Below are 18163 nucleotides of genomic sequence, written 5' to 3'. Positions count from 1 at the left end.
ACAACGGTCCGTATGAGCGGCGTCCGGTTCTCGACGCAACTCGACGTCTTCTCCGTATTCGTTCGTGAGTCACGAGTGTCGGCTACTGACCCTTGCTCGCGCGCGAAGCGCTACGTTCGGTCGAACCCGATCGTTTCGACAGTTTTCCCTTCCTTTCGGCTGGACCACCCCTTTGTTTCTACTGCAATACTGCCCATAAACCCTTTACTAGTGTCTGTACACGAGGGTTTCGATAGAGAGGAAACGGTACTTCGAAGGAAGATGAGACTGGTCCGAGGCCGATGGGACACGGCCGTCGAATCCGCGGTCCGAGAAGCGACCTCGATGCCGTCGTCTCCCGAGAAAGATGGATTTAAGCGATCCCGACGACAGCCACCGAGTATGAGCACTGCAACCAAGATCGTTCTCACGACGGTCGTCGTGGCGGCACTGCTGTCGATCCTGCTCGTCTTCCAGCTGGCCGTCGTCGCCTGATGTTCGAGCGTCGTGAGCTGTCCGATCCCGTTGCGTCGGTCCGCGAGAGCTACGCGGACGACGCTCTCGTCTTCGACTGCGCGCGGGACTTCGAGACGCTCCCGCCGGCGCAGGCCGAAGAGCTCGGGTTCGTCGTCTCCCGTCTCGAGCCGGCGACGTACCCCGACGAGTGGCTCCCGGCGGACGCGCCGACGTTGCTCGAACGGTACGCAAGCAGCGATCTCACGATCGGAATGCCCGGCGACGGCAGCATCGTCTGGACGCGCCAGACCGACCCGCCAGTCGTACTCGTCAAAGCTCGGGTCGAGGGATCGCCCGCCTCGTTCGTCGACTTCCTGCTCGCCGAAGCGATTCTCGAGGTCTCGCTCGACGTCCCGGAACACTTTCTCGGCTTTTTCGAGGCCGAGTACCGCGAGCTCGACGACGCCGTGGCGCTCGGTCCGACAGCGACCTATCAGGTCGCGGCGGCGTTGTACGACGGCTGGAAGGGGCTGCAGACTCGTGACGTCTTCGCGACGTGGCACGAGGATCATCCCGAACTCGCTACAGCGTGGCAGGATGCGGGAACCCGACTCGAAGATCGGGTGGCGGGCCTTCCGTCGGCCGTCGCACGCGGAGAGACGACGTTTGCAGACGCCACGGAACTCGCTTGCAGTGCGATCAAACACGCGATCGAACTGCCCGCGCCGTTTGCGGCGCTCGATACCGACGCCTACCGCGATCACGGACCCGAGTACGCGGTCCGGTGGGCCGAGAAGACGTTCGAGGCGCTTTCGGAGTAGGGTGCGTCGTTGTTCGTGCCGTCCCGTTCAGAACTCGACGGTTACCGATCCATCCTCGTCGAGGTCGACCGTTCCGTCGAACGGCGCGCGAAACTGCTCGACGGTGTCGTCGTCGTGGACCTCCTCGGAGAGATGAAAGAGACCGACGGCGTCGTGTTCCTCGAGCAACCCGAGAATGCGTTCGGTCGCCTCGAGGGCTGCGTCCTCGCCGGCGTAGTAGGCGAGTTCGGTGACGGAGTCGAAGCTGATTCTGAGTTTCCCGTCGTAGTTCTCGAGGAACCGTTCGACCTGTCTGACGATGCCGTCGACGTCGTCGGGTGCAGCGACGTAGTGGATGTCGTCGCCGGATCGTCGGGAGTAGCCGCGTTCGATGCTCAACGTATCGAGGATGACGGCACAGGATTCGTCGACGTCGTAGTGTTCGAGTTTCTGTTTGACCTCCCGGGCCGTGGTTCGCGTGGAGACGACGAGGAAGTGATCGGTGTCGGTCTTGAGAAAGTCGGTGTCGATGCGATCCGTTTCGCCCGTACTCGGATGTAACAAGAGAACGCTCGTCCCGCCGGCTACCGAGTCGGGTGCCCCATCGATCTCGAGTGCGTACTCCATGGTGGCGTGAACAACTTTCGGGACTGACTTAAGCGTGCGGATGTGGCCCGCGTCGCGTCCGTCGGTTGCTGTCCACTCCGATCCGATCGTCGGTCGTCGTCAACCCTGATCCAACTCCGGGTCGACATGTGCGTACCGACGCGCTCTTTTCGGCGGCTCGAGTACCGCCACCATGGTCCACGCGAGGCACAGTCGCCGTGGTCGGCCGTGACCGACACGTACCGGACCGTCGCCGAACCCGCGACCACCACCTTCGTCGTCCAGGGGTCCGAGTTTCTCGGCCACGTCCGACCGGTCGAGTCCGTCGAGGCGGCCGAGGCGTTCGTCGAGACGGTCGACTCGGAGTACGCGGACGCGACACACAACGTCCCCGCCTACCGCGTCCGTGCCGACCCCGACGGCGAACTGCTTCGAGAGTACTCGAGCGACGACGGCGAACCCTCGGGCTCGGCCGGCAAGCCCGCGCTCAACGTCCTCCAGGGACGAGAACTCGAGAACGTCGCCGTCGTCGTCACCCGCTACTACGGCGGGACGAACCTCGGTGTCGGCGGGCTCGTCCGGGCGTACTCCCGCGCCGTGAAAGAGGCCGTCGACGAGGCGGGGGTGATCGAGGAGCGGCCCCACGAACGGGTCGTGGTCGTCGTCGAGTACGACGACTCCGGCACCGTCAGGGGGGTCCTCGAGAGCGAGGGCTACGAGTTCGACGCCGACTACGAGCAACGGGTGACCTTCGACGTCCGCGTCCCACGCGAGGCGGCCGCGTCGTTGCGCGACCGACTTCGGAGCGCGACGAGCGGTCGCGTCGACCTCGAGTAATATCACCCGAGGACGGGAGGTCCCTCGTCGGGTCGCTGGCGTTCGATCGTCTCGAGGACGGCCTCGAGGTCGCCCAGCTCCGTGCGGTCGAAACGGACGTCACGGAGTCCGCGATCGATGACGAGTTCGTCCTCGCGCACACGAACGTGATCGACGGCCTTCCAGGGGACGAACGACCGGCTGTACGGACGCCGTTTGACCAGCCCGGCCTCGTGGACGCGAACCTCCGGAGACGCGCCGACGGAGGCGAATCGCCATCGGCCCTCGACGAGACAGGAGACGAGCCAGAGCACGCCGATCGTCGTCCAGATGGCGGCGGTCAGCCAGTTTCCGGCGACCGCGGCCGTGACGGCCATGACCGTCCACGCGAGAAACAGGACCCCATCCAGCCTGGGTGCGCCCGGCGGCTCCCAGTCCCACGTCGCGATCGGCTCGTCAGTCACGACCCGGTCGACGTACCGGTTTCCGGCGAGCGTCCCGAGGACGGAGCCCGTAACGAGGAGCGCGATCGCCGCCGTGACCGAGGCGGTGACGACACGAGCCCCGACCGACACGATCCACGAGGCGATCGCGATCGCACCGAAGAGGCCAGCGGGAGCCGCGACCGCACGCCGGCGGGCGACGGTCCGGCCGAGCCGTGCCGACAGCTCGTGATCGACACGTGCGACGCCGATACCGAGAACGACTCCGACGAGACCGCCAATCACGGACGTCCCCGCGAGAACGGAGGGCGAGGGATCGGTCGGCGCGAGTGCCGTCGTCGCGATGCCGGCGAGAAACACGCCGACGTAGAGGCCGACCGCGAGCTGGAACCGCCCGTTCGGGATGTCGCTCGCCGGATCGACGTCGTCGCGACCGTTCATCGCATTTCTCATCACCAACGCGAGTAAAAACGCTGCCGGAACGTTGGACAACGTGACACGAAAATTCGACCGGAAACGAAGGTGTGTCCGTTTCATGGAACACTGCTACGTGGGTGGCAATCGTTCGAATGCGTATGGAGCGAAACGTCGGTGGACTGGATCGCATCGGTCGCGTCGTCCTCGAGCTAACCTTGCTGATCGTGGGATATCGAAACCGAGACGAAACGCCTGGCACGCTCGCGTTCGTCGCCGGCAGCGACATATTGGCGACCGCCGTCATCGGGCGCTGTCCGCTGAATGCGCTGTGTGGTATCGACACCTGTCCGGACCCATAGCGCAGTCGATCGACGCCATCGAGACTCGAAGGCGGCGTCAGTTCGTCCGGAACGCCCGGTCGCCGGCGTCGCCGAGTCCGGGAACGATGTAGCCGTCGTCGTCGAGGTAGTCGTCGATCGAGACGGTGAGCAGGTCGACCTCCGGAAACGACTCGTTCACCCTGAGCAGTCCGTCCGGTGCCGAGACCGCAGCGAGGACGATGAGGTGATCCGGTTCGGGAGAGTTCTCGACGACGTGCTCTAAGACGGCACACATCGTGCTGCCGGTTGCGAGCATCGGATCGGCGACGATCACCGTATCTTCCTCACGGATCTCGGGCAGTTTCACGTAGTCGATCGTGATCGGGAACGAACCGTCCTCCTCGCGCCCGGCCGACTCGTCGCGGCTCGCGCTGATGACGCCCTGTCGCGCCCGCGGGAACGCCTTGAGCAGCCCTTCGACGAACGGCGTCGCCGCCCGCAAGACGTTGATGATGACGACGTCGTCGAGTCCTTTCACGCACTCGCCCATCGTCTCCTCGAGTGGCGTCTCGATCTCGACGTACTCGGTCTCCATGCGCCCGTCGATGATCTCGTAGCCACAGATCCGCCCGAGTTTGACGAGCCCCTTCCGGAAGTTGACCTGCTCGGTCTCGACGTCGCGAAGCCGCGAGAGCGTGTCTCTGGCCAGTGCGTGGGTGACGAGATACGCCTCGTCACGGTCTTCGATCGGCATCTCGTTTCCATTGGGAACCGCCGGGGAGTATAAGCTATCGGTCGAGACGCCGTCGATTCGAACGGTCGGTTCCGGATCGGGGGAGTCGACGGCGCCCTACAGATCGAGCCGGCGAAACCGCAGGTACCCAAGCGCCGGCGGCACGACGAGCCAGACGAGCAAGAGCACGAGAGCGAACCAGCCCGACAGGTAAAACGGGACCGCGGCCGGGTCCTCGAAGTACTGGAACACCTCGGGGTGGACGAGATCGGAGACGAGGCCGTTGAGCGCGGCGCTGTAGGCCTCGATCGGATTCAGCCGCGGGTACAGGAGATACCACGCCGACGGGTTCGAGCCGGGTGCGGGCATGACCGAGCCCGTAAGCAGGTAGTAGCCGACGAGCCGGAACGAGTCGAACACGAAGTACAGGAAGACGAAGACGCCGACGATGGCGGCGGCAGCTTTCGTCGTCGAGGTCGTCAGTGCGGAGATCGTGACCCCGATGCTGACGAAGACCGCACCCAGAAGCATCGAGAGGACGGCGAACGTAAGGATCGCGGTCACCGCGAGTTCGTCGTACAGCGCTACGATGACGGCGAGGGAAACGACGAGACCGACGAGAAACGTCGCCCACAGCACGAGCGTCCGACCGACGAGTTTGCCGACGACGACGTCGAGTCGGGAGTGTGGCAGCGTAAAGAGGATCTTGCCGGTCCCAGAGTCGACCTCGCCGGCGACGGCCTTGTAGCCGACGAGCAGCCCGATCAGGGGCAACAGCCACGCTACCGGTCCCTCGAGAAAGAGCACCAGGTCCGTCGCCGCGACCTCGGCTCCCTCGGCGGCGACGGCCTGTTCGAACTGGACGAACACGAACGCCGCACCGCCGAGGAAGGCGACGAACAGCACGGAAAGCAGCCACAGCACCTTCGAGCGGGCAGCGTCGTGGACGTCTTTTTTCGCGATCGCACGGACGCTTTCGAGGTTCAGCGACGGACTCGCATCGCTCATGCCGACCCCTCCGTGGTATAGGCGTGAAACACCTCGTCGAGCGAGGCCTCCTCGGTCGCGAAGTCTCTGACCTCGAGTCCACCCTCTTCCAGCGCGTGGATGATCTCGGTCTTCGAGCCGTCACAGGTGACGACGACGGTCGGATCGGCGCCGTCTTCGACCGTGACGGTCCCGACGTCCGGCAGCGTCTCGACGGCTGCGATCGCGTCGTCCTCGAGCTGGTCGACGCTCACCCGGAGAGTCGTCGAGCCGCCGACGGAGTCGCGCAGTCCGGAGACGGTGTCGACGGCGACCATCTCGCCGCCACGGAGGATGCCGACTCGGTCACAGACGGCCTCGACCTGGCCGAGGATGTGACTCGAGAAGAAGACGGTTGCGCCGCGGGCGTTTTCCTCGCGGACGATCTCGCGCATCTCGCGGGCTCCGTTCGGGTCCAGTCCGGTCGAGGGCTCGTCGAGGATCAACAGGTCGGGCTCGCCGACCAGCGCCATCGCGAGTGCGAGTCGCTGGGTCATCCCCGTCGAGTAGCCGCCGGCTTTCCGGTCGCCGGCTCCCTCGAGACCGACCCGCTCGAGCAACGCGTCGGGATCGTCGTCGGCGTCTTTGGAGTCGATGACGAACTCGAGGTGTTGGCGGCCGGTGAGCCGACTGTAGGTGTCGAACCCTTCGGGGAGGACGCCGGTCCGGCTGCGGACCGCGCGACCGGACGCTTGCGTGTCGAATCCGAGGACTTCGGCCCGGCCTGCGGTCGGACGGACGAGATCGAGCAACACGTTGATCGTGGTCGATTTGCCTGCGCCGTTGGGACCCAGAAATCCGAACACCTCGCCTTCGTGGACCTCGAAGGAAAGCTCCTCGAGGGCGACGGTCGAACCGAAGACCTTCGTCAGGCCGTCGACCGCTATCGCTGGCATGTCAGTACTGTCTCGGCGTCCGCCGATAAGGATTGTCACTTCGACCGGAACCGTCAGCTCAGATCTCCTCGTCGGGATCGTACGTCTCGGCGACCCGCCTGGCCTCGCTCGCGTACTGCTCGCGGATGTCCTCGTCGGTGACGTCCTCGAGTTCGTCTGCGGAAATCTCGACGGCTGCGGTCACCGGCGAGCCGGTTCGAAGCGCCGTCGCCGAGCGCTCACGTCGCTGGAACTGGTTCCCGTCGGGCGTCGCGTAGACGAGTGTTACCAGATTGCGCTGGTCGACCGTTCGCTCGACGAGCCAGCACCGCTCCGTCGAATCGCTCATGACCCGCCCTTCTCGGTCCGGGCAGGTGAAGGTATCGTCCGTTCCGGCTGCCGAGGGCGGAGATGGAGACGGATCACGGTGTCCCGATCGCACGCCGCCGTCTTAGCAGGTAGTACGCAGCGAGAAGCGGCTGCAACGGCGGGACGAACAGGCTAAGAAACGCCACCCCGAGATAGCCGGCGGGGTTGGGACGCCACAGACTGCCCTGCGTGCAGACGTAGGCGGCGTCCTGGTGGATCGCGACGGGGAAGAGTCCGACCGCGATCGCGCCGGCGACGCCTATCGCGGAGGTGACGACGCCCGGTAACTCGAGGACGAACGCGACCGACGCGATCGCACCGCCGGTGAGCGTCACGAGCAGCGAGCCGGCGACGACGAGCCACCAGCCCGACCAGCCCGGCGGCGTCCCGAAGTGACGGTGGCGTCGATAGAGGTAGACGACGCCGGCCGCCGGTGCCCAGAGGACGGCACCGATCGTGTACAGCCACGGCGTCGGCTGCCAGACGCCGCTTTCCCGGACCCGCCGCGCGTCGAAACACAGCGTGACCGCCATCGCGAGGGTGAGCAGGGTGTATCCGAACGTGCCGACGAGTACGAGCCCGCGTGCAAATCCTGGCACGCTGGGATCGACGTCTCTGAGGACGCCGACGACGCCGACGCCGACGACGGGTGGAAACAGAAAGCACAGCCGCTCGGCGAGTCGCGCCCAGTCGACGATCTCGAGAGCCGAGTCAGTCGTCACGGTGTGTTCGTGTTCTCAAACCTTGTCTCGTCCCCGCGCTCGTTTCGGCCCACGACGGAGCTACAGCGCCTCTTTGTACGCCTCGAGCGTCCGCTCGACGTCCTCGTCGGTGTGGGCGTAGCTCACGAACTGGGATTCGAACTGGTTCTGTGAGAGGAACACCCCCTGGTCTTTCATCTGTCCCCAGAAGATGCGCCGCCAGCGGTCGGTCTCGGCTGCTTTCACGTCGCCTGCGGTTTTCGGACAGCTGTCGTAGCGCGGACAGACCGGATCCTGCCGACAGCCCGACTCGCACTGTTGCTCGAGGCTGTTCCGATCCGGCCCGTCCCGCGTGAAGATGACTTTGAACAGGCTGGCGGTGCCGACGACGGTGTACTCGGGAGCCTGGTCGGCGAGGATATCGGTCAGCCCAGAGCGCAGTCGTTCGCCCAGGTCGTCGACGTGCTCGTAGACGTCGTTTTCGGCGGCGAAGCGAAGCGTCTCGAGGCCGGCGGCCATCGTCACCGGGTGGCCGGAGAAGGTGCCGGCCTGGAAGACGTCGCCCGCGGGCGCGAAGTGCTCGACGATCTCTGCCCGACCGCCGATCGCGCCGACGGGGAAACCGCCGCCGACGATCTTGCCGAACGTCGTCAGGTCCGGCGTGACGCCGAACTCGCTTTGTGCACAGCCCAACCCGCCGACGCGGAAGCCGGTGATGACCTCGTCGAAGATCAGGAGTGCGCCGTGTTCCTCGGTAAGCTCCCGGAGGAGTTCGTGGTAGCCGTCCTCGGGGTAGACGATGCCGTAGTTGCCGAGGATCGGTTCGGTCATGACGGCGGCGATGTCGTCGCCGTGTTCCTCGAAGACCTCGCGGACGGCCTCCTCGTCGTTGAACGGGACGGGGAGGGTGTGCTCGGCGAAGGCCTGGGGAATCCCCGCGGAGGACGGTTTCGGATCGTCGGCGTCGCCCTCGACGAGCGTCGACTCCTGGGCCCCGTGGTAGCCGCCTTGCATGACGACGATCTTGTTCCGGCCGGTGTAGCCGCGAGCGAGTCGCACCGCCGAGGTCGTCGCCTCGGTGCCGGAGTTGACGAACCGGATCTTCTCGACGCTCGGGACGTGACGGGAAACGAACTCGGCGAGGTCGACCTCGACCTCGGTCGGCGTCCCGTACATCGGGCCGGCGCTCGCGTGCTGTTGGATCGCCGCCTGGACGGGCTCGGGCAGGTCGTGGCCGAGAAGCAAGGGACCGAGCCCCATCACCCAGTCGATGTAGCGGTTGCCGTCGGCGTCGATCACGTGGCCGCCGTCGCCTTTCCGGACGAAAAACGGGTACGGTTCGATCGCCGCGCGAACGGCGGAGTTGACGCCGCCGGGCATGACAGAGAGCGCGCGATCGTACAGCTCGCGGGAGTGCTCGTGATTCATACCCGGCCGTTCGATACGGGACGGCAAAGTAGTACCGAGGTTCACTCGGCCTCTCTGCAGGTCTTTGTGACGGACTCGAGGCGACCCCGACGCCGTCAGACTGCCTCCGTGCCGGTGTCGCCGGTCCGGACCTGGCAGACGTCCTCGATCTCGGTCACGAAGATCTTCCCGTCGCCGGGTTCGCCGGTGTAGGCTGCCTCGCGGATCGCCGTGACGACGTCGTCAGCGGGGACGTCGGCGACGGCACACTCGATTTTGACCTTCTCGTGGAGGTCGACGGTGTACTCCTCGCCGCGCCACTGGCCTTTCTTCGCGGGCTGGGAGCCGCGACCGGAGACGTTCGTGACCGTCAGCGAGGGGGCGTCGGCGTCGACCAGCGCCGTCTTGATCGCGCCGAGTCGGTCGGGACGAACGATCGCCGTCACCAGTTTGACGCCGTCGTCGTTCGGCGTGCCGCCGTCCGTGCGGACGTCGAGACTCGAGGTCGCGCCGCCGGGCTGGCCGCCGTCTGGTGCGACCTCGGGCGTGCCGAACTCGGGGTAGGTGTCGACGCCGTGTTCCGCGACGTCGAGGCCGTCGCGTTCGTGTTCGGGCGTGACGCGGGCCTGGCCGATGGCTTTGAACGCGCCCCAGACGGCCGCGGTCGCGAGCACCGTCCAGATCGTGATGACGGCGACGCCGACGAGCTGGGGAACGAACGCGCCGGCCTCGATCGAGAGGACCCCGCCGGCGACGACGCCGCCACCGACCGCCGTTCCCTCGATCGACCACAGCGGGAAGAGGATCAGCCCGAGCATCCCCGCGGTGCCGTGGACGGGAAAGACCGCACAGACGTCGTCGATCCCCAGGCGCTTCTCGACGAACCGGAAGACGATCGGGAGCTGTGCGCCGGCGATGAAGCCGATCGCCAGTGCACCCATCGGCGTGATCAGGTCCGTCGGGCCAGTGACGCCGACGAGACCGGCGAGCATCCCGTTTGCGACGTACAGCGTGTCGACCTTGCCGGTCAATCCCAGGGAGACGACGGAGGCACCGATCGCGCCCATCCCCATCCCCAGGGCGGTGACCATCGCGACGCTGCCGACGTAGTCGAAGTCGGCGAGTTCGAACGTTCCCGGATCGACGACGGTCGCGGCCGTCCCGACGTTGAAGCCGAACCAGCCGAAACAGAGGATCAGCGTGCCCAACACGGCGAAGGTCATCGAGTGGCCCGGGATGACGTTGGCGGAGCCGTCGTCGTCGTACTTGTCCATGCGAGCGCCGAGAACCCACGCTGCGGTGAGGCCGGCGACGCCGCCGACGCCGTGGACGACCATCCCGCCCGCGAAGTCGGCGAAGCCGAAGGAAGCGAGGATCGGCGTTCCGCCGGGGGCGTACCAGACCGTCGCCGCGACGACGGGGTAGATGACCGCCGCCAGCAGGAAGGTGTACCCGACGTACGCCCGCAGCTTCGCGCGACCGGCGACGGCACCGGAGACGATCGTCGCCGCGGTCATCGCGAACACCGCACTAAAGAGCCACATCGCCCAGTCGAACGATCCCTCGCCGAACATCGTCAGCGGGCTACTCTCGCCGCCGCCGAGTGCCGCGCCGACGTTGTTCGAGATCCCCATCCCGATCACGAAGAAGACGCCGATGCCGACCGCCCAGGTCAGCATGTTCTTCGTGAGCTGGTTCGCGACGTTCTTCGAACGCACCTGGCCCGCCTCGAGCATCGCGAAGCCAGCGTGCATGAAGAAGATGAGGAACGTGACCGTCAACGCCCACATCAGGTTCATCCCCGTCGCGAGCTCTTCGAGGTCCGCCGCGGTCGCCTCGAGGAGGATCGGATCTACCATCCGATCACCACCGTCGGTGACGAACCGAAACTGATAGATTTCATACGTACGTCTATTTTCTGTGGCAATACATCCGTGATCGTATTTCTCATCACGGTTCGACGAGATGGGTGTGAACAATATAAGGATTGGTGTTGACAAACGTTTGTATTTAGACCTCCACAGTGGATACCCGGGCAGATATAGGAACAATTTAATCAATAATAGGGTGTCGAACGCCCGAAAGTCGGACGTCCGTCGTCTCGAATATGGACGTTCGTACAGCGGGTATTCGTCCGGCAGACGGCCTCGAAGGGAACCAGTCGCCGCTGACGGGAAAATACGCTCGGGCGCGGTCGGAATCGATACCGACGGTCTCACTCCTCGTCGGTTCGCTGCTGCCGGAGCTTCTGTCGCGTGAACTGGGGTTTCGCGCCGATCGAGCGCGGCTTGCGAAACGACCGGTAGAGCAAGACGGTGAGCACCGCAGAGAAGACGGCCGCGACGACCGACGCCTCCGGAGCGTCGAGGGCGTAGAGAACGCCCATCGAGAACAGCCCCATCGTCAGTAACATCCCGTAGATGAGCCGTTTGGCGAGCGCGTCGAAGTTCCCCTGTGAGTCCTCGACGTCGATGCGGACGTAGAGGTCGTCGCGGTCGGCCCGGTCGAGCAGCCGTTCGGCTTTCGGCGGCATCCGGACGAGCGACTGGCTTGCGTCTCGCACCTGATCGCCTGCACCCTCGAGAAAGCGGCGAACGGACTCCTCGCGGTAGCCCTGCTCGGTGAGGTAGTCGGTCGCCGTCGAGATGAAATCGAAGTCCGGATCGAGCGTGACACAGACGCCCTCGACGACCGTCGCCACCCGGAGCACGAGCGCGAGGTTCTTCGGCAGTCGGAGCGGAAACTCGTAGATCGAGTCTTCGACCTGGCCGATAATCTGCTGGACCCGGTACTGTTCGATGTCCTCGCCGCGGGCGTCCGCGATGGCCAGTTCCATCACCTCGGCCATCACGCCCCGGTCGGCCTCGGGGCTAAGCGTGCCGATCGCGATCAAGGCGTCGAGGATCGCGTCGATGTCCTGGTTCGCGACGGCGATGTAGAACTCGACGATCTTCTCCTGGACGTACTCGTCGACGCGGCTGCTCATCCCGAAGTCGTAGAAGACGATCCGGCCGTCGTCGGTCACCGCCAGGTTCCCGGGGTGAGGATCGGCGTGAAAGACGCCGTCGTCGATGATCATCTGCATGTACGACCGCTGGAGGTCTTCCGCAACCCGGCTGCGATCGATGTCACGCGCGTCGAGTTCGTCGACGTCCGTGATCTTCGTCCCGCCGACGTACTCCATCGTGAGCACCCGCGAACTCGAGTGCGAGTCGATCACCGCCGGAATGACGTAGCGGTCGTCCTCGAGGAAGTTCTGTCGAATCTCCGCGAGCATCGCCGCCTCGCGCTCGTAGTCCATCTCCTCACGGATCGTCTTCGCGAACTCGTCGGCCAGGTTCTCGAGCGAGAACGCCCGCGACTCGTCGACGAAGTACAGCAAAAGCGGCATCGACCACCGGATGACGTGAAGGTCGGCCTCGACCAGTTCCTCGATGTTCGGCCGGCGGATCTTGACCGCGACGTCCCGGCCGTCGACCGTCGCCCGGTACACCTGCCCGAGACTCGCGCCGCTTATCGCGTCGGTGTCGAACTCGTCGAATCGCTGCTCGACGGGTCCGAGATCGTCCTCGAGGACGTCTTTCGCCTCGACCCACGGGGCCGGCGGCACCCGATCCTGCAACGCCGAGAGGACGTCGATGTACGCCGGCGGGAGGATGTCCGGCCGCGTCGAGAGCAACTGGCCGAGTTTGATGAACGTCGGCCCGAGCGTCAGAAGCGACTCGAGCAACACTTCCGCTCGCTGGCGGTGGGTCTCGGCGGTGACCCGTCGCGAGCGCCCGAACAGCAGGAACCGTCGCCTGTCACGGGCGTACGCGAGCAAAATCGGCAGAAAGTGCCACGCGACGACGACGAATCGTCGGTACGCACGAAGATGAACCAGGTGTGTTCACCCCCCGTTAGGTGTCGGGTCCGTTCGTTCTACCGGTGCTGGTAGTGTCGGTGTCGGTATCTTCACTCTCGTTTTCGTCCGCGACGATGTCGATCGCCGTCTCCGCAGCGTCCTCACGTTTGGGCAGGTACAACTCGAGGACGCCGCGTGACACGGACGCCTCTGCACCCGCCTCGGTCGCGTCGGCGGGCAGCGGCAGGTCGACGTCGACGTGCATCGATCGATTCTCCTCGAGGTAGCGGTACTCCCCGGGTACGTCTTTCGCTCGAGTGGCTTGGATCGTGATGCGACCGCCGTCGACGCCGACCTCGAGCGCCTCCGCGGAGACGCCCGGCACGTCGAGTACGAGCAGGTACGCCTCGTCGCTCTCGAGGAGGTCGAAAAACACCGCGTCCGAAAGATCCCGCAAGGCGTCGCGGAGCGCTGACATGGATACGGGTTCGAACGCCGACACGAAAAAGCCCGCGGTCGTAGCGACGGGCCACGGTGAGAGCGCAACCAAAACACGTAGTATTCGCCCGGCGAACTCCGAGCCATGGACGAGCAGATGGACGGACTCGAGGTCACGGCCTGCACGCGGTGTCCGGCGCTGGTAGCGTCGCGAAGCCGGATCGTCAACGGAACCGGGCCGGAGGACGCCGACCTGTTGTTCGTCGGCGAGGGGCCGGGCGCACGGGAGGACGAACAGGGCGAGCCGTTCGTCGGCCGCAGCGGCTCGGTACTCGACGAGACGCTGCTTGCCGTTGGCCTCGAGCGGTCGGCCGTCCGGATCACCAACTGCGTGCGCTGTCGGCCGCCGGAGAACCGCGATCCGACCGCCGAGGAACTCGGGAACTGCCGGGGCTACCTCGAGCGGGAGATCGACCGCGTCGACCCCGAGGTCGTCGTCACGCTCGGGAAAGTGCCGAGCGAACACCTGCTCGAGCGATCGGTCGCCGTCACCGCGGCGGCGGGCGACCTCGAGGAGGTCCGCATCGCGGGCACGCCCCGTCGCGTCCTCGTCTGTGTCCACCCCGCGGCGACGCTGTACGACCGGAGCCAGGCCGACACGTTCGAGACGACACTCGAGCGGGCCGCGGCGCTTGCGGGTATCGACGACTCGGCCGGCGGCCAGACCCGGCTGGACGGCTTCTGATACGGAATGCTGTACCGATTTACCGGTGCGACCGCCGGACGGGTCGCGGTCGCGCCGGAAATGACTTACAGCAGTCAGTATGAGCGGAGATGGGGTCGGTACGCACTTGTCGCTGGTTCGCATACCCACCGACATGGTTCGGATTCGCCGTCTCGTACTCGACGTCCTGAAGCCACACGACCCTGGCACCGTCGCGTTCACCGAAGGGATCGGCGAACTCGAGGGCATCGAGGGCGTCACTGCCACGCTGGTCGAGATCGACGAGAACGTCCGCACCCTCCGGGTCACGCTCGAGGGCGAGGCCCTCGACGTCGACGCGATCGAAGACCGGATCACGGACCTGGGCGGGTCGGTCCACTCGGTCGACGAGGTCTCCTGTGGCGAGCGGATCGTCGAGGACAGCTGGACGGGCGGCAGATGAGTCTCGGCGATCGCGTCGCCAGCCTCCGGCGCGTCGCCGGCCGGTCGGAGGTACGCTCGATCTCGCGGCGATACTTCGTCGCGAACACCTTCGACGGAACCCTGACGGGAATCGGCGTCGTCGTCGGGGCGTACCTCTCGGGCGTCGCCGAGGGGTTCGTCGTCGTCGGCATCGGTCTGGGTGCGGCCGTCGGACTCGGCACCTCCGGAGTCTGGAGCGTCTGGGAGATCGAACGCGCCGAGACGCGCCGGAAGCGCCAGGAACTCGAGGGTGCCATGCTGACCGACCTCGGGGACACCCAGCTTTCCCGGGACCACCGCAGCGAACAGCTCCTGCACGCGATCGCCTCCGCGACGGGGCCGGTGATCGGTGTAACGGTCACCATCGTCCCGTTCCTGCTCGAGGGGGTCGTCCTCTCGATGCGACAGGGGGTGTTCGCCTCGGTCGGGATCGGCGTCCTGTTGCTCGCGGCCATCGGCGCGTACATGGGTGCCGTCTCGAAACAGCGCTGGTACGTCGCCGCCGTCCGGATGGGGCTTGCCGGCATCGTCGTCGCGCTCCTCAACGTTCTGTTGCCAGGCTGATCGCCGACGACGACGGCGGCCGATCGGGGCTGGTCGGCGGCCGTCCTCGAGTCTTCTCCTGTCAGACGATCGTAGATGCGAGATCCGGGCCGATCGCTTACTCCTCCTCGAGCAGGCGGTCGGCCATCCGCTCCGGCTCGAACCGCTCTATGTCGTCGTAGCCCTGACCGACGCCCAAGAAGAGAATGGGCTTGCCCGTGACGTGAGCGATCGAGATCGCCGCGCCGCCGTTGGAGTCGGCGTCGGCTTTCGTGAGGATCGCCCCGTCGATCTCGGCGGCGTCGTCGAACTCCCGGGCCCGGTTGACCGCGTCCTGGCCGGCGACCGCCTCGTCGACGAACAGGGTCATGTCCGGATCGACGACGCGATCGATCTTCTCGAGCTGGTCCATCAGCCCCTCGTCGGTGTGGAGCCGACCCGCCGTATCGCCGAGCACGACGTCGACGTCGTTTGCCTCGGCGTACTCGACGGCGTCGTACAACACTGCGGCAGGGTCACCACCCTGTTCGTGGGTGATGAGCTTCGTATCGAGTGCATCGGCGTGTTCCTCGATCTGTTCGTTCGCTCCCGCACGGTAGGTGTCGCCGTTTGCCATCACCGTCGAGTAGCCACGCTCTTCGAGATAGCGGCTCATCTTCGCGATCGAGGTCGTCTTGCCGACGCCGTTGACGCCGGTGAAGACGATCACGAGCGGTTTGTCCTCGACGGCGACCCGCTCGACGAAGTCGAACTGGCCGACGCTGATGACGTCGAGAATCGCCTCCCGGAGCGCCTCCGTGACGACGTCGCCGGTGGAGGTCGTGAACGTTCGAGTCTCCCCGACCAGTTCGTCGCGGATGTTCTCTAAGATCTCCTCGGCGACGGACATCTCGACGTCGCTCGAGAGCAACGCGAGCTCGAGTTCGTCGAGCGGTCCCTCGAGGTCGTCTTCCTCGATGACGAACTTCCCGCGGACGAGTGACTTTGCCTTGCGGCCGAACCCGGTCGAGTTGTTCTCGGTCGGCTCGTCTTCGTCGGCGTCGTCTTCGGCCTCGTCAGCCTCGTCGTCGGGCGTTGCAGCCACGTCGTCTGTCACGTCGCGTTCGACGCTCGTCTCGTCGGACGCCGTGGTCGTATCCTGTTCGTCGACGGACTCGTCCGTGTCGTTCGAGCCGTTGATGAGCGATTTCGCCCTGCGGCCGAACCTGGTCAGACCGTTCCCGCTTTCCCCGTCTTCGTCGTCTCCGTCTCGGTCCGACTCCTCGACGTCAGCTTCGTCGGCGTCGGCCGTAGCCGCATCCGGTCTTTCGTCCTCGGCGTCGGCCTCGTCGGCCGGCGTCGTCTCGGTGTCGACGGACGTCGGGTCGTCTGCCGTGGGGACTGTCGACTCGGCCGGTTCCTCGCCAGCCGCTGTGTCCTCGCGTTCTGCTTCTCCGAACTCGGCGTCCTCGAACTCTGCGTCCTCGAGGTCGTCCTCGTCGACCGGCTCCGCTTTCTCTTCGGCCGTCTCCTCGACGTCTTCGCGAAAGCTCCCGAGCTTCTCTTTCAGGCTATCGAACATGGGGGCGGCCTACGTTACTGGTCCGGACCCGTGCCCTGGCCCTGACCCTGGCCTTGTCCCCCCAGTCCCTGCATCTGCTGTTGCATCGCCTGCTGCTGGAGCTGCTGGGCTTTCTGCTCGAGCTGTGTGCTCTCGGCTTCGAGTTCGGAGATCTCTTCGGTGACCTCCTCGATGCGATCGTCGAGAGTATCCTTTCTGTTCTCGAGGGCGGAAACGGCTCCGTCCTGTTCGAACTCGGCGGCGTAGTCGGCACCGAGTTCGACGATCACTTCGTCGATGTCTTCGATCTCTGCACGGAGGTAGGCACCGCCGCCGAGTGGCACCTGCACGGTGTCGTCGGTCTCGAGAATCTCGATCGCCTCGATCGCCTCGTCGACGTCACTCTGTTCGGCCTGCAGTTCGGTGACCGTTGCCTGCAACGCCTCGATCTGTTGTTCGAGCTCCTGGAGCTGCTGGGAGATCGCCTGCAGTTCCTGCTGTCCGCTCATCGTGCCTCGACCTCCTCGAGCTCGATCTGGGTTCGTTTGAGTCCGTGACGACTCCCCAGCTGGGAGAGGACGTGCTCGCGAGCGACGTCTTCGTTTTCGGCCTCGATCGCGGTCTCGAACGACGAGTAGCCGTCCCGGCTCGCGAACTTACCGGAGACAGTGAACTGACTCATAGCTGTCCCTCCGTCGGGAAGCCGGAAGAATGTTCCCTTCCCGCGTGAGACCCCGCGGGCGCGTCGAAAGACGACGAGCGTCCCGTCGTCGGTCGCGACGGATCACACGGCGAAACGCCGGGAGCTGAAACGCTTATGATGCGGCCCGGGAGCGGCCGAACGGCGGAGTTCGTCAATCGCCGCTCGGGAACGATCGTCTGTCCGGAGTGTGAGATCGAAGACGAACTCGGCTACATGTACCGGAACTGCGTGAGAGCTTCCGGGCGACACCCTCGGATCGATCACGAACCCCAGTCCCGACCGGCGGGGTATCTTCTAGTCGATGTACTCCAGTGCGTCCTCGATGCGGCCGAGTTCCGGTCCGGTGGTGTCTTCGCCGACGACGTAGCCGACCTCGTTGGCGACGAGCCCGGAGCCGACAAGCGGTGCGCCGTAGTTGACCGTGCCGACGTCGGCGCGAACGTCGAGTACCTCCTCTACGTGGTCCAGTTCCGCGTCGGTCGCCTTCGGGTGACAGAGTACGCCCGCGTTGGTGGCGACCGCGGCCGTGCCGACGGTCCGGACGCCGGCGAGGTCGCCACGTTCGACGGGCACCTCGAGGGTCTCTTTGATGACCTGGATCGACTCCCGGGGGAGATCAGGATGAACGTACGCGCCGTAGTCGTTCGCGAGCACGACGTTTCCGGCGGCGTTGATACTGCCGGGAAGCTCCGTGACCGGAACGTCGACCTCGTCTTCGATTCGCTCGCGTTCGTACTCGAGAATCCGGCTGCTGACGAGCAGCCCGTTCTCGTTGCCGGTCGCGAGCGCGCCGACCGTCGAGGAGCCGCCGATGGTGGTCGCGAGCGCATCGACGGCGAGTTCGTCTGCGAGGTCGCCGATCAGGTCGTCGTCGACGTCGGGTCGGACCAGCAGGTAGTCGTCGGTTGCGCGGGCGAAGACGCCGACGTACGCCGAACCGGCGAAGGCGACGCGGAGCAAG

At 65.7% G+C, this 18163-nt stretch carries 21 protein-coding genes; 6 read left to right on the top strand and 15 right to left on the bottom strand.

Annotated features, from left to right (window positions below; all coding sequences use genetic code 11):
- Window positions 1-473: 473 nt before the first annotated feature.
- Window positions 474-1256, top strand: a complete 783-nt coding sequence (locus QQ977_RS07350) for a DUF7089 family protein (protein WP_285928495.1) — start codon at window positions 474-476, stop codon at window positions 1254-1256.
- Window positions 1257-1283: 27 nt separating this feature from the next.
- Here QQ977_RS07350 and QQ977_RS07345 read toward each other — a convergent pair whose 3' ends face one another.
- The gene (locus QQ977_RS07345) at window positions 1284-1862 is read right to left on the bottom strand and encodes a DUF7090 family protein (protein ID WP_285928493.1); all 579 of its coding nucleotides are present in this window, start codon (window positions 1860-1862) and stop codon (window positions 1284-1286) included.
- 207 nt (window positions 1863-2069) lie between these two features.
- Here QQ977_RS07345 and QQ977_RS07340 point away from each other — a divergent pair, with 207 nt between their 5' ends.
- Complete coding sequence (locus tag QQ977_RS07340) at window positions 2070-2678, top strand: IMPACT family protein (RefSeq protein WP_285928491.1); 609 nt, start codon at window positions 2070-2072, stop codon at window positions 2676-2678.
- Window positions 2679-2680: 2 nt separating this feature from the next.
- On the opposite strand, the gene QQ977_RS07335 is transcribed toward QQ977_RS07340, so the two are convergent.
- Window positions 2681-3541 (bottom strand): hypothetical protein, encoded by an 861-nt coding sequence (locus QQ977_RS07335; RefSeq protein WP_285928490.1) that lies wholly within the window; start codon window positions 3539-3541, stop codon window positions 2681-2683.
- Between the two features lie 134 nt (window positions 3542-3675).
- On the opposite strand from QQ977_RS07335, the gene QQ977_RS07330 reads away from it, so the two are divergent.
- Entirely contained in the window at window positions 3676-3876 is a 201-nt protein-coding gene (locus QQ977_RS07330) for a YgaP family membrane protein (RefSeq protein WP_285928489.1), read from the top strand.
- 37 nt (window positions 3877-3913) lie between these two features.
- Here QQ977_RS07330 and upp read toward each other — a convergent pair whose 3' ends face one another.
- The 9 genes from upp to QQ977_RS07285 all read right to left on the bottom strand — a co-directional run bounded on the left by upp (window position 3914) and on the right by QQ977_RS07285 (window position 13270).
- Window positions 3914-4591, bottom strand: a complete 678-nt coding sequence (gene upp / locus QQ977_RS07325) for a uracil phosphoribosyltransferase (protein WP_285928488.1) — start codon at window positions 4589-4591, stop codon at window positions 3914-3916.
- Between the two features lie 96 nt (window positions 4592-4687).
- Window positions 4688-5578: an ABC transporter permease subunit gene (locus tag QQ977_RS07320; protein ID WP_285928487.1), complete on the bottom strand. Its 891-nt coding sequence runs from the start codon at window positions 5576-5578 to the stop codon at window positions 4688-4690.
- Window positions 5575-6492, bottom strand: a complete 918-nt coding sequence (locus tag QQ977_RS07315; RefSeq protein ID WP_285928485.1) for an ABC transporter ATP-binding protein — start codon at window positions 6490-6492, stop codon at window positions 5575-5577. Before QQ977_RS07315 ends, QQ977_RS07320 begins: the two co-directional genes overlap by 4 nt.
- Before the next feature lie 58 nt (window positions 6493-6550).
- Entirely contained in the window at window positions 6551-6820 is a 270-nt protein-coding gene (locus QQ977_RS07310; RefSeq protein ID WP_285928484.1) for a hypothetical protein, read from the bottom strand.
- A gap of 73 nt (window positions 6821-6893) precedes the next feature.
- Window positions 6894-7562 carry a hypothetical protein gene (locus tag QQ977_RS07305; RefSeq protein ID WP_285928483.1) on the bottom strand — a complete coding sequence of 223 codons (669 nt, stop codon included), beginning with the start codon at window positions 7560-7562 and terminating at the stop codon, window positions 6894-6896.
- A gap of 60 nt (window positions 7563-7622) precedes the next feature.
- A complete protein-coding gene (gene hemL, locus QQ977_RS07300) occupies window positions 7623-8969 on the bottom strand; it encodes a glutamate-1-semialdehyde 2,1-aminomutase (RefSeq protein WP_285928482.1) in 1347 nt (448 codons plus the stop codon).
- 95 nt (window positions 8970-9064) lie between these two features.
- A complete protein-coding gene (locus tag QQ977_RS07295; RefSeq protein WP_285928481.1) occupies window positions 9065-10807 on the bottom strand; it encodes an ammonium transporter in 1743 nt (580 codons plus the stop codon).
- A 356-nt stretch (window positions 10808-11163) separates the two neighbouring features.
- The gene (locus QQ977_RS07290; protein ID WP_285928480.1) at window positions 11164-12771 is read right to left on the bottom strand and encodes an ABC1 kinase family protein; all 1608 of its coding nucleotides are present in this window, start codon (window positions 12769-12771) and stop codon (window positions 11164-11166) included.
- A 76-nt stretch (window positions 12772-12847) separates the two neighbouring features.
- Window positions 12848-13270: an Hsp20/alpha crystallin family protein gene (locus QQ977_RS07285; protein WP_285928478.1), complete on the bottom strand. Its 423-nt coding sequence runs from the start codon at window positions 13268-13270 to the stop codon at window positions 12848-12850.
- A gap of 105 nt (window positions 13271-13375) precedes the next feature.
- On the opposite strand from QQ977_RS07285, the gene QQ977_RS07280 reads away from it, so the two are divergent.
- The 3 genes from QQ977_RS07280 (at window position 13376) to QQ977_RS07270 (ending at window position 14980) form a co-directional block, all read left to right on the top strand.
- Entirely contained in the window at window positions 13376-13975 is a 600-nt protein-coding gene (locus QQ977_RS07280) for a uracil-DNA glycosylase (RefSeq protein ID WP_285928477.1), read from the top strand.
- Between the two features lie 133 nt (window positions 13976-14108).
- On the top strand, window positions 14109-14396 hold the full coding sequence (locus QQ977_RS07275) for a DUF211 domain-containing protein (protein WP_285928476.1): 288 nt from the start codon (window positions 14109-14111) through the stop codon (window positions 14394-14396).
- Entirely contained in the window at window positions 14393-14980 is a 588-nt protein-coding gene (locus QQ977_RS07270; RefSeq protein WP_285928475.1) for a VIT1/CCC1 transporter family protein, read from the top strand. The genes QQ977_RS07275 and QQ977_RS07270 overlap by 4 nt, the downstream gene beginning before the upstream one ends.
- Before the next feature lie 97 nt (window positions 14981-15077).
- Here the strand turns inward: QQ977_RS07270 and ftsY are convergent, their stop codons facing one another.
- The 4 genes from ftsY to QQ977_RS07250 all read right to left on the bottom strand — a co-directional run bounded on the left by ftsY (window position 15078) and on the right by QQ977_RS07250 (window position 18162).
- Window positions 15078-16520 carry a signal recognition particle-docking protein FtsY gene (ftsY, locus tag QQ977_RS07265; RefSeq protein WP_285928474.1) on the bottom strand — a complete coding sequence of 481 codons (1443 nt, stop codon included), beginning with the start codon at window positions 16518-16520 and terminating at the stop codon, window positions 15078-15080.
- A 14-nt stretch (window positions 16521-16534) separates the two neighbouring features.
- Window positions 16535-17008: a prefoldin subunit alpha gene (gene pfdA / locus QQ977_RS07260; protein ID WP_285928473.1), complete on the bottom strand. Its 474-nt coding sequence runs from the start codon at window positions 17006-17008 to the stop codon at window positions 16535-16537.
- Window positions 17005-17181: a 50S ribosomal protein L18Ae gene (rpl18a, locus tag QQ977_RS07255; RefSeq protein WP_285928472.1), complete on the bottom strand. Its 177-nt coding sequence runs from the start codon at window positions 17179-17181 to the stop codon at window positions 17005-17007. Before rpl18a ends, pfdA begins: the two co-directional genes overlap by 4 nt.
- Window positions 17182-17496: 315 nt before the next feature.
- Window positions 17497-18162, bottom strand: a complete 666-nt coding sequence (locus QQ977_RS07250) for a translation initiation factor IF-6 (RefSeq protein WP_285928471.1) — start codon at window positions 18160-18162, stop codon at window positions 17497-17499.
- Window position 18163 lies beyond the last annotated feature (1 nt).

It is taken from the genome of Natrialbaceae archaeon AArc-T1-2 (assembly GCF_030273315.1).
Taxonomy (GTDB): domain Archaea; phylum Halobacteriota; class Halobacteria; order Halobacteriales; family Natrialbaceae; genus Tc-Br11-E2g1.
This window is presented reverse-complemented; position numbering and strand designations above follow the sequence as displayed.

Bases quoted from the DNA above. Each gene is read 5' to 3' on its own strand.
- QQ977_RS07350 (WP_285928495.1), top strand. From the start codon at position 474: ATGTTCGAGCGTCGTGAGCTGTCCGATCCCGTTGCGTCGGTCCGCGAG.
- QQ977_RS07345 (WP_285928493.1), bottom strand. From the start codon at position 1,862: ATGGAGTACGCACTCGAGATCGATGGGGCACCCGACTCGGTAGCCGGC.
- QQ977_RS07335 (WP_285928490.1), bottom strand. From the start codon at position 3,541: ATGAACGGTCGCGACGACGTCGATCCGGCGAGCGACATCCCGAACGGG.
- QQ977_RS07330 (WP_285928489.1), top strand. From the start codon at position 3,676: ATGGAGCGAAACGTCGGTGGACTGGATCGCATCGGTCGCGTCGTCCTC.
- upp (WP_285928488.1), bottom strand. From the start codon at position 4,591: ATGCCGATCGAAGACCGTGACGAGGCGTATCTCGTCACCCACGCACTG.
- QQ977_RS07320 (WP_285928487.1), bottom strand. From the start codon at position 5,578: ATGAGCGATGCGAGTCCGTCGCTGAACCTCGAAAGCGTCCGTGCGATC.
- QQ977_RS07315 (WP_285928485.1), bottom strand. From the start codon at position 6,492: ATGCCAGCGATAGCGGTCGACGGCCTGACGAAGGTCTTCGGTTCGACC.
- QQ977_RS07310 (WP_285928484.1), bottom strand. From the start codon at position 6,820: ATGAGCGATTCGACGGAGCGGTGCTGGCTCGTCGAGCGAACGGTCGAC.
- hemL (WP_285928482.1), bottom strand. From the start codon at position 8,969: ATGAATCACGAGCACTCCCGCGAGCTGTACGATCGCGCGCTCTCTGTC.
- QQ977_RS07295 (WP_285928481.1), bottom strand. From the start codon at position 10,807: ATGGTAGATCCGATCCTCCTCGAGGCGACCGCGGCGGACCTCGAAGAG.
- QQ977_RS07285 (WP_285928478.1), bottom strand. From the start codon at position 13,270: ATGTCAGCGCTCCGCGACGCCTTGCGGGATCTTTCGGACGCGGTGTTT.
- QQ977_RS07280 (WP_285928477.1), top strand. From the start codon at position 13,376: ATGGACGAGCAGATGGACGGACTCGAGGTCACGGCCTGCACGCGGTGT.
- QQ977_RS07275 (WP_285928476.1), top strand. From the start codon at position 14,109: ATGGTTCGGATTCGCCGTCTCGTACTCGACGTCCTGAAGCCACACGAC.
- QQ977_RS07270 (WP_285928475.1), top strand. From the start codon at position 14,393: ATGAGTCTCGGCGATCGCGTCGCCAGCCTCCGGCGCGTCGCCGGCCGG.
- ftsY (WP_285928474.1), bottom strand. From the start codon at position 16,520: ATGTTCGATAGCCTGAAAGAGAAGCTCGGGAGCTTTCGCGAAGACGTC.
- pfdA (WP_285928473.1), bottom strand. From the start codon at position 17,008: ATGAGCGGACAGCAGGAACTGCAGGCGATCTCCCAGCAGCTCCAGGAG.
- rpl18a (WP_285928472.1), bottom strand. From the start codon at position 17,181: ATGAGTCAGTTCACTGTCTCCGGTAAGTTCGCGAGCCGGGACGGCTAC.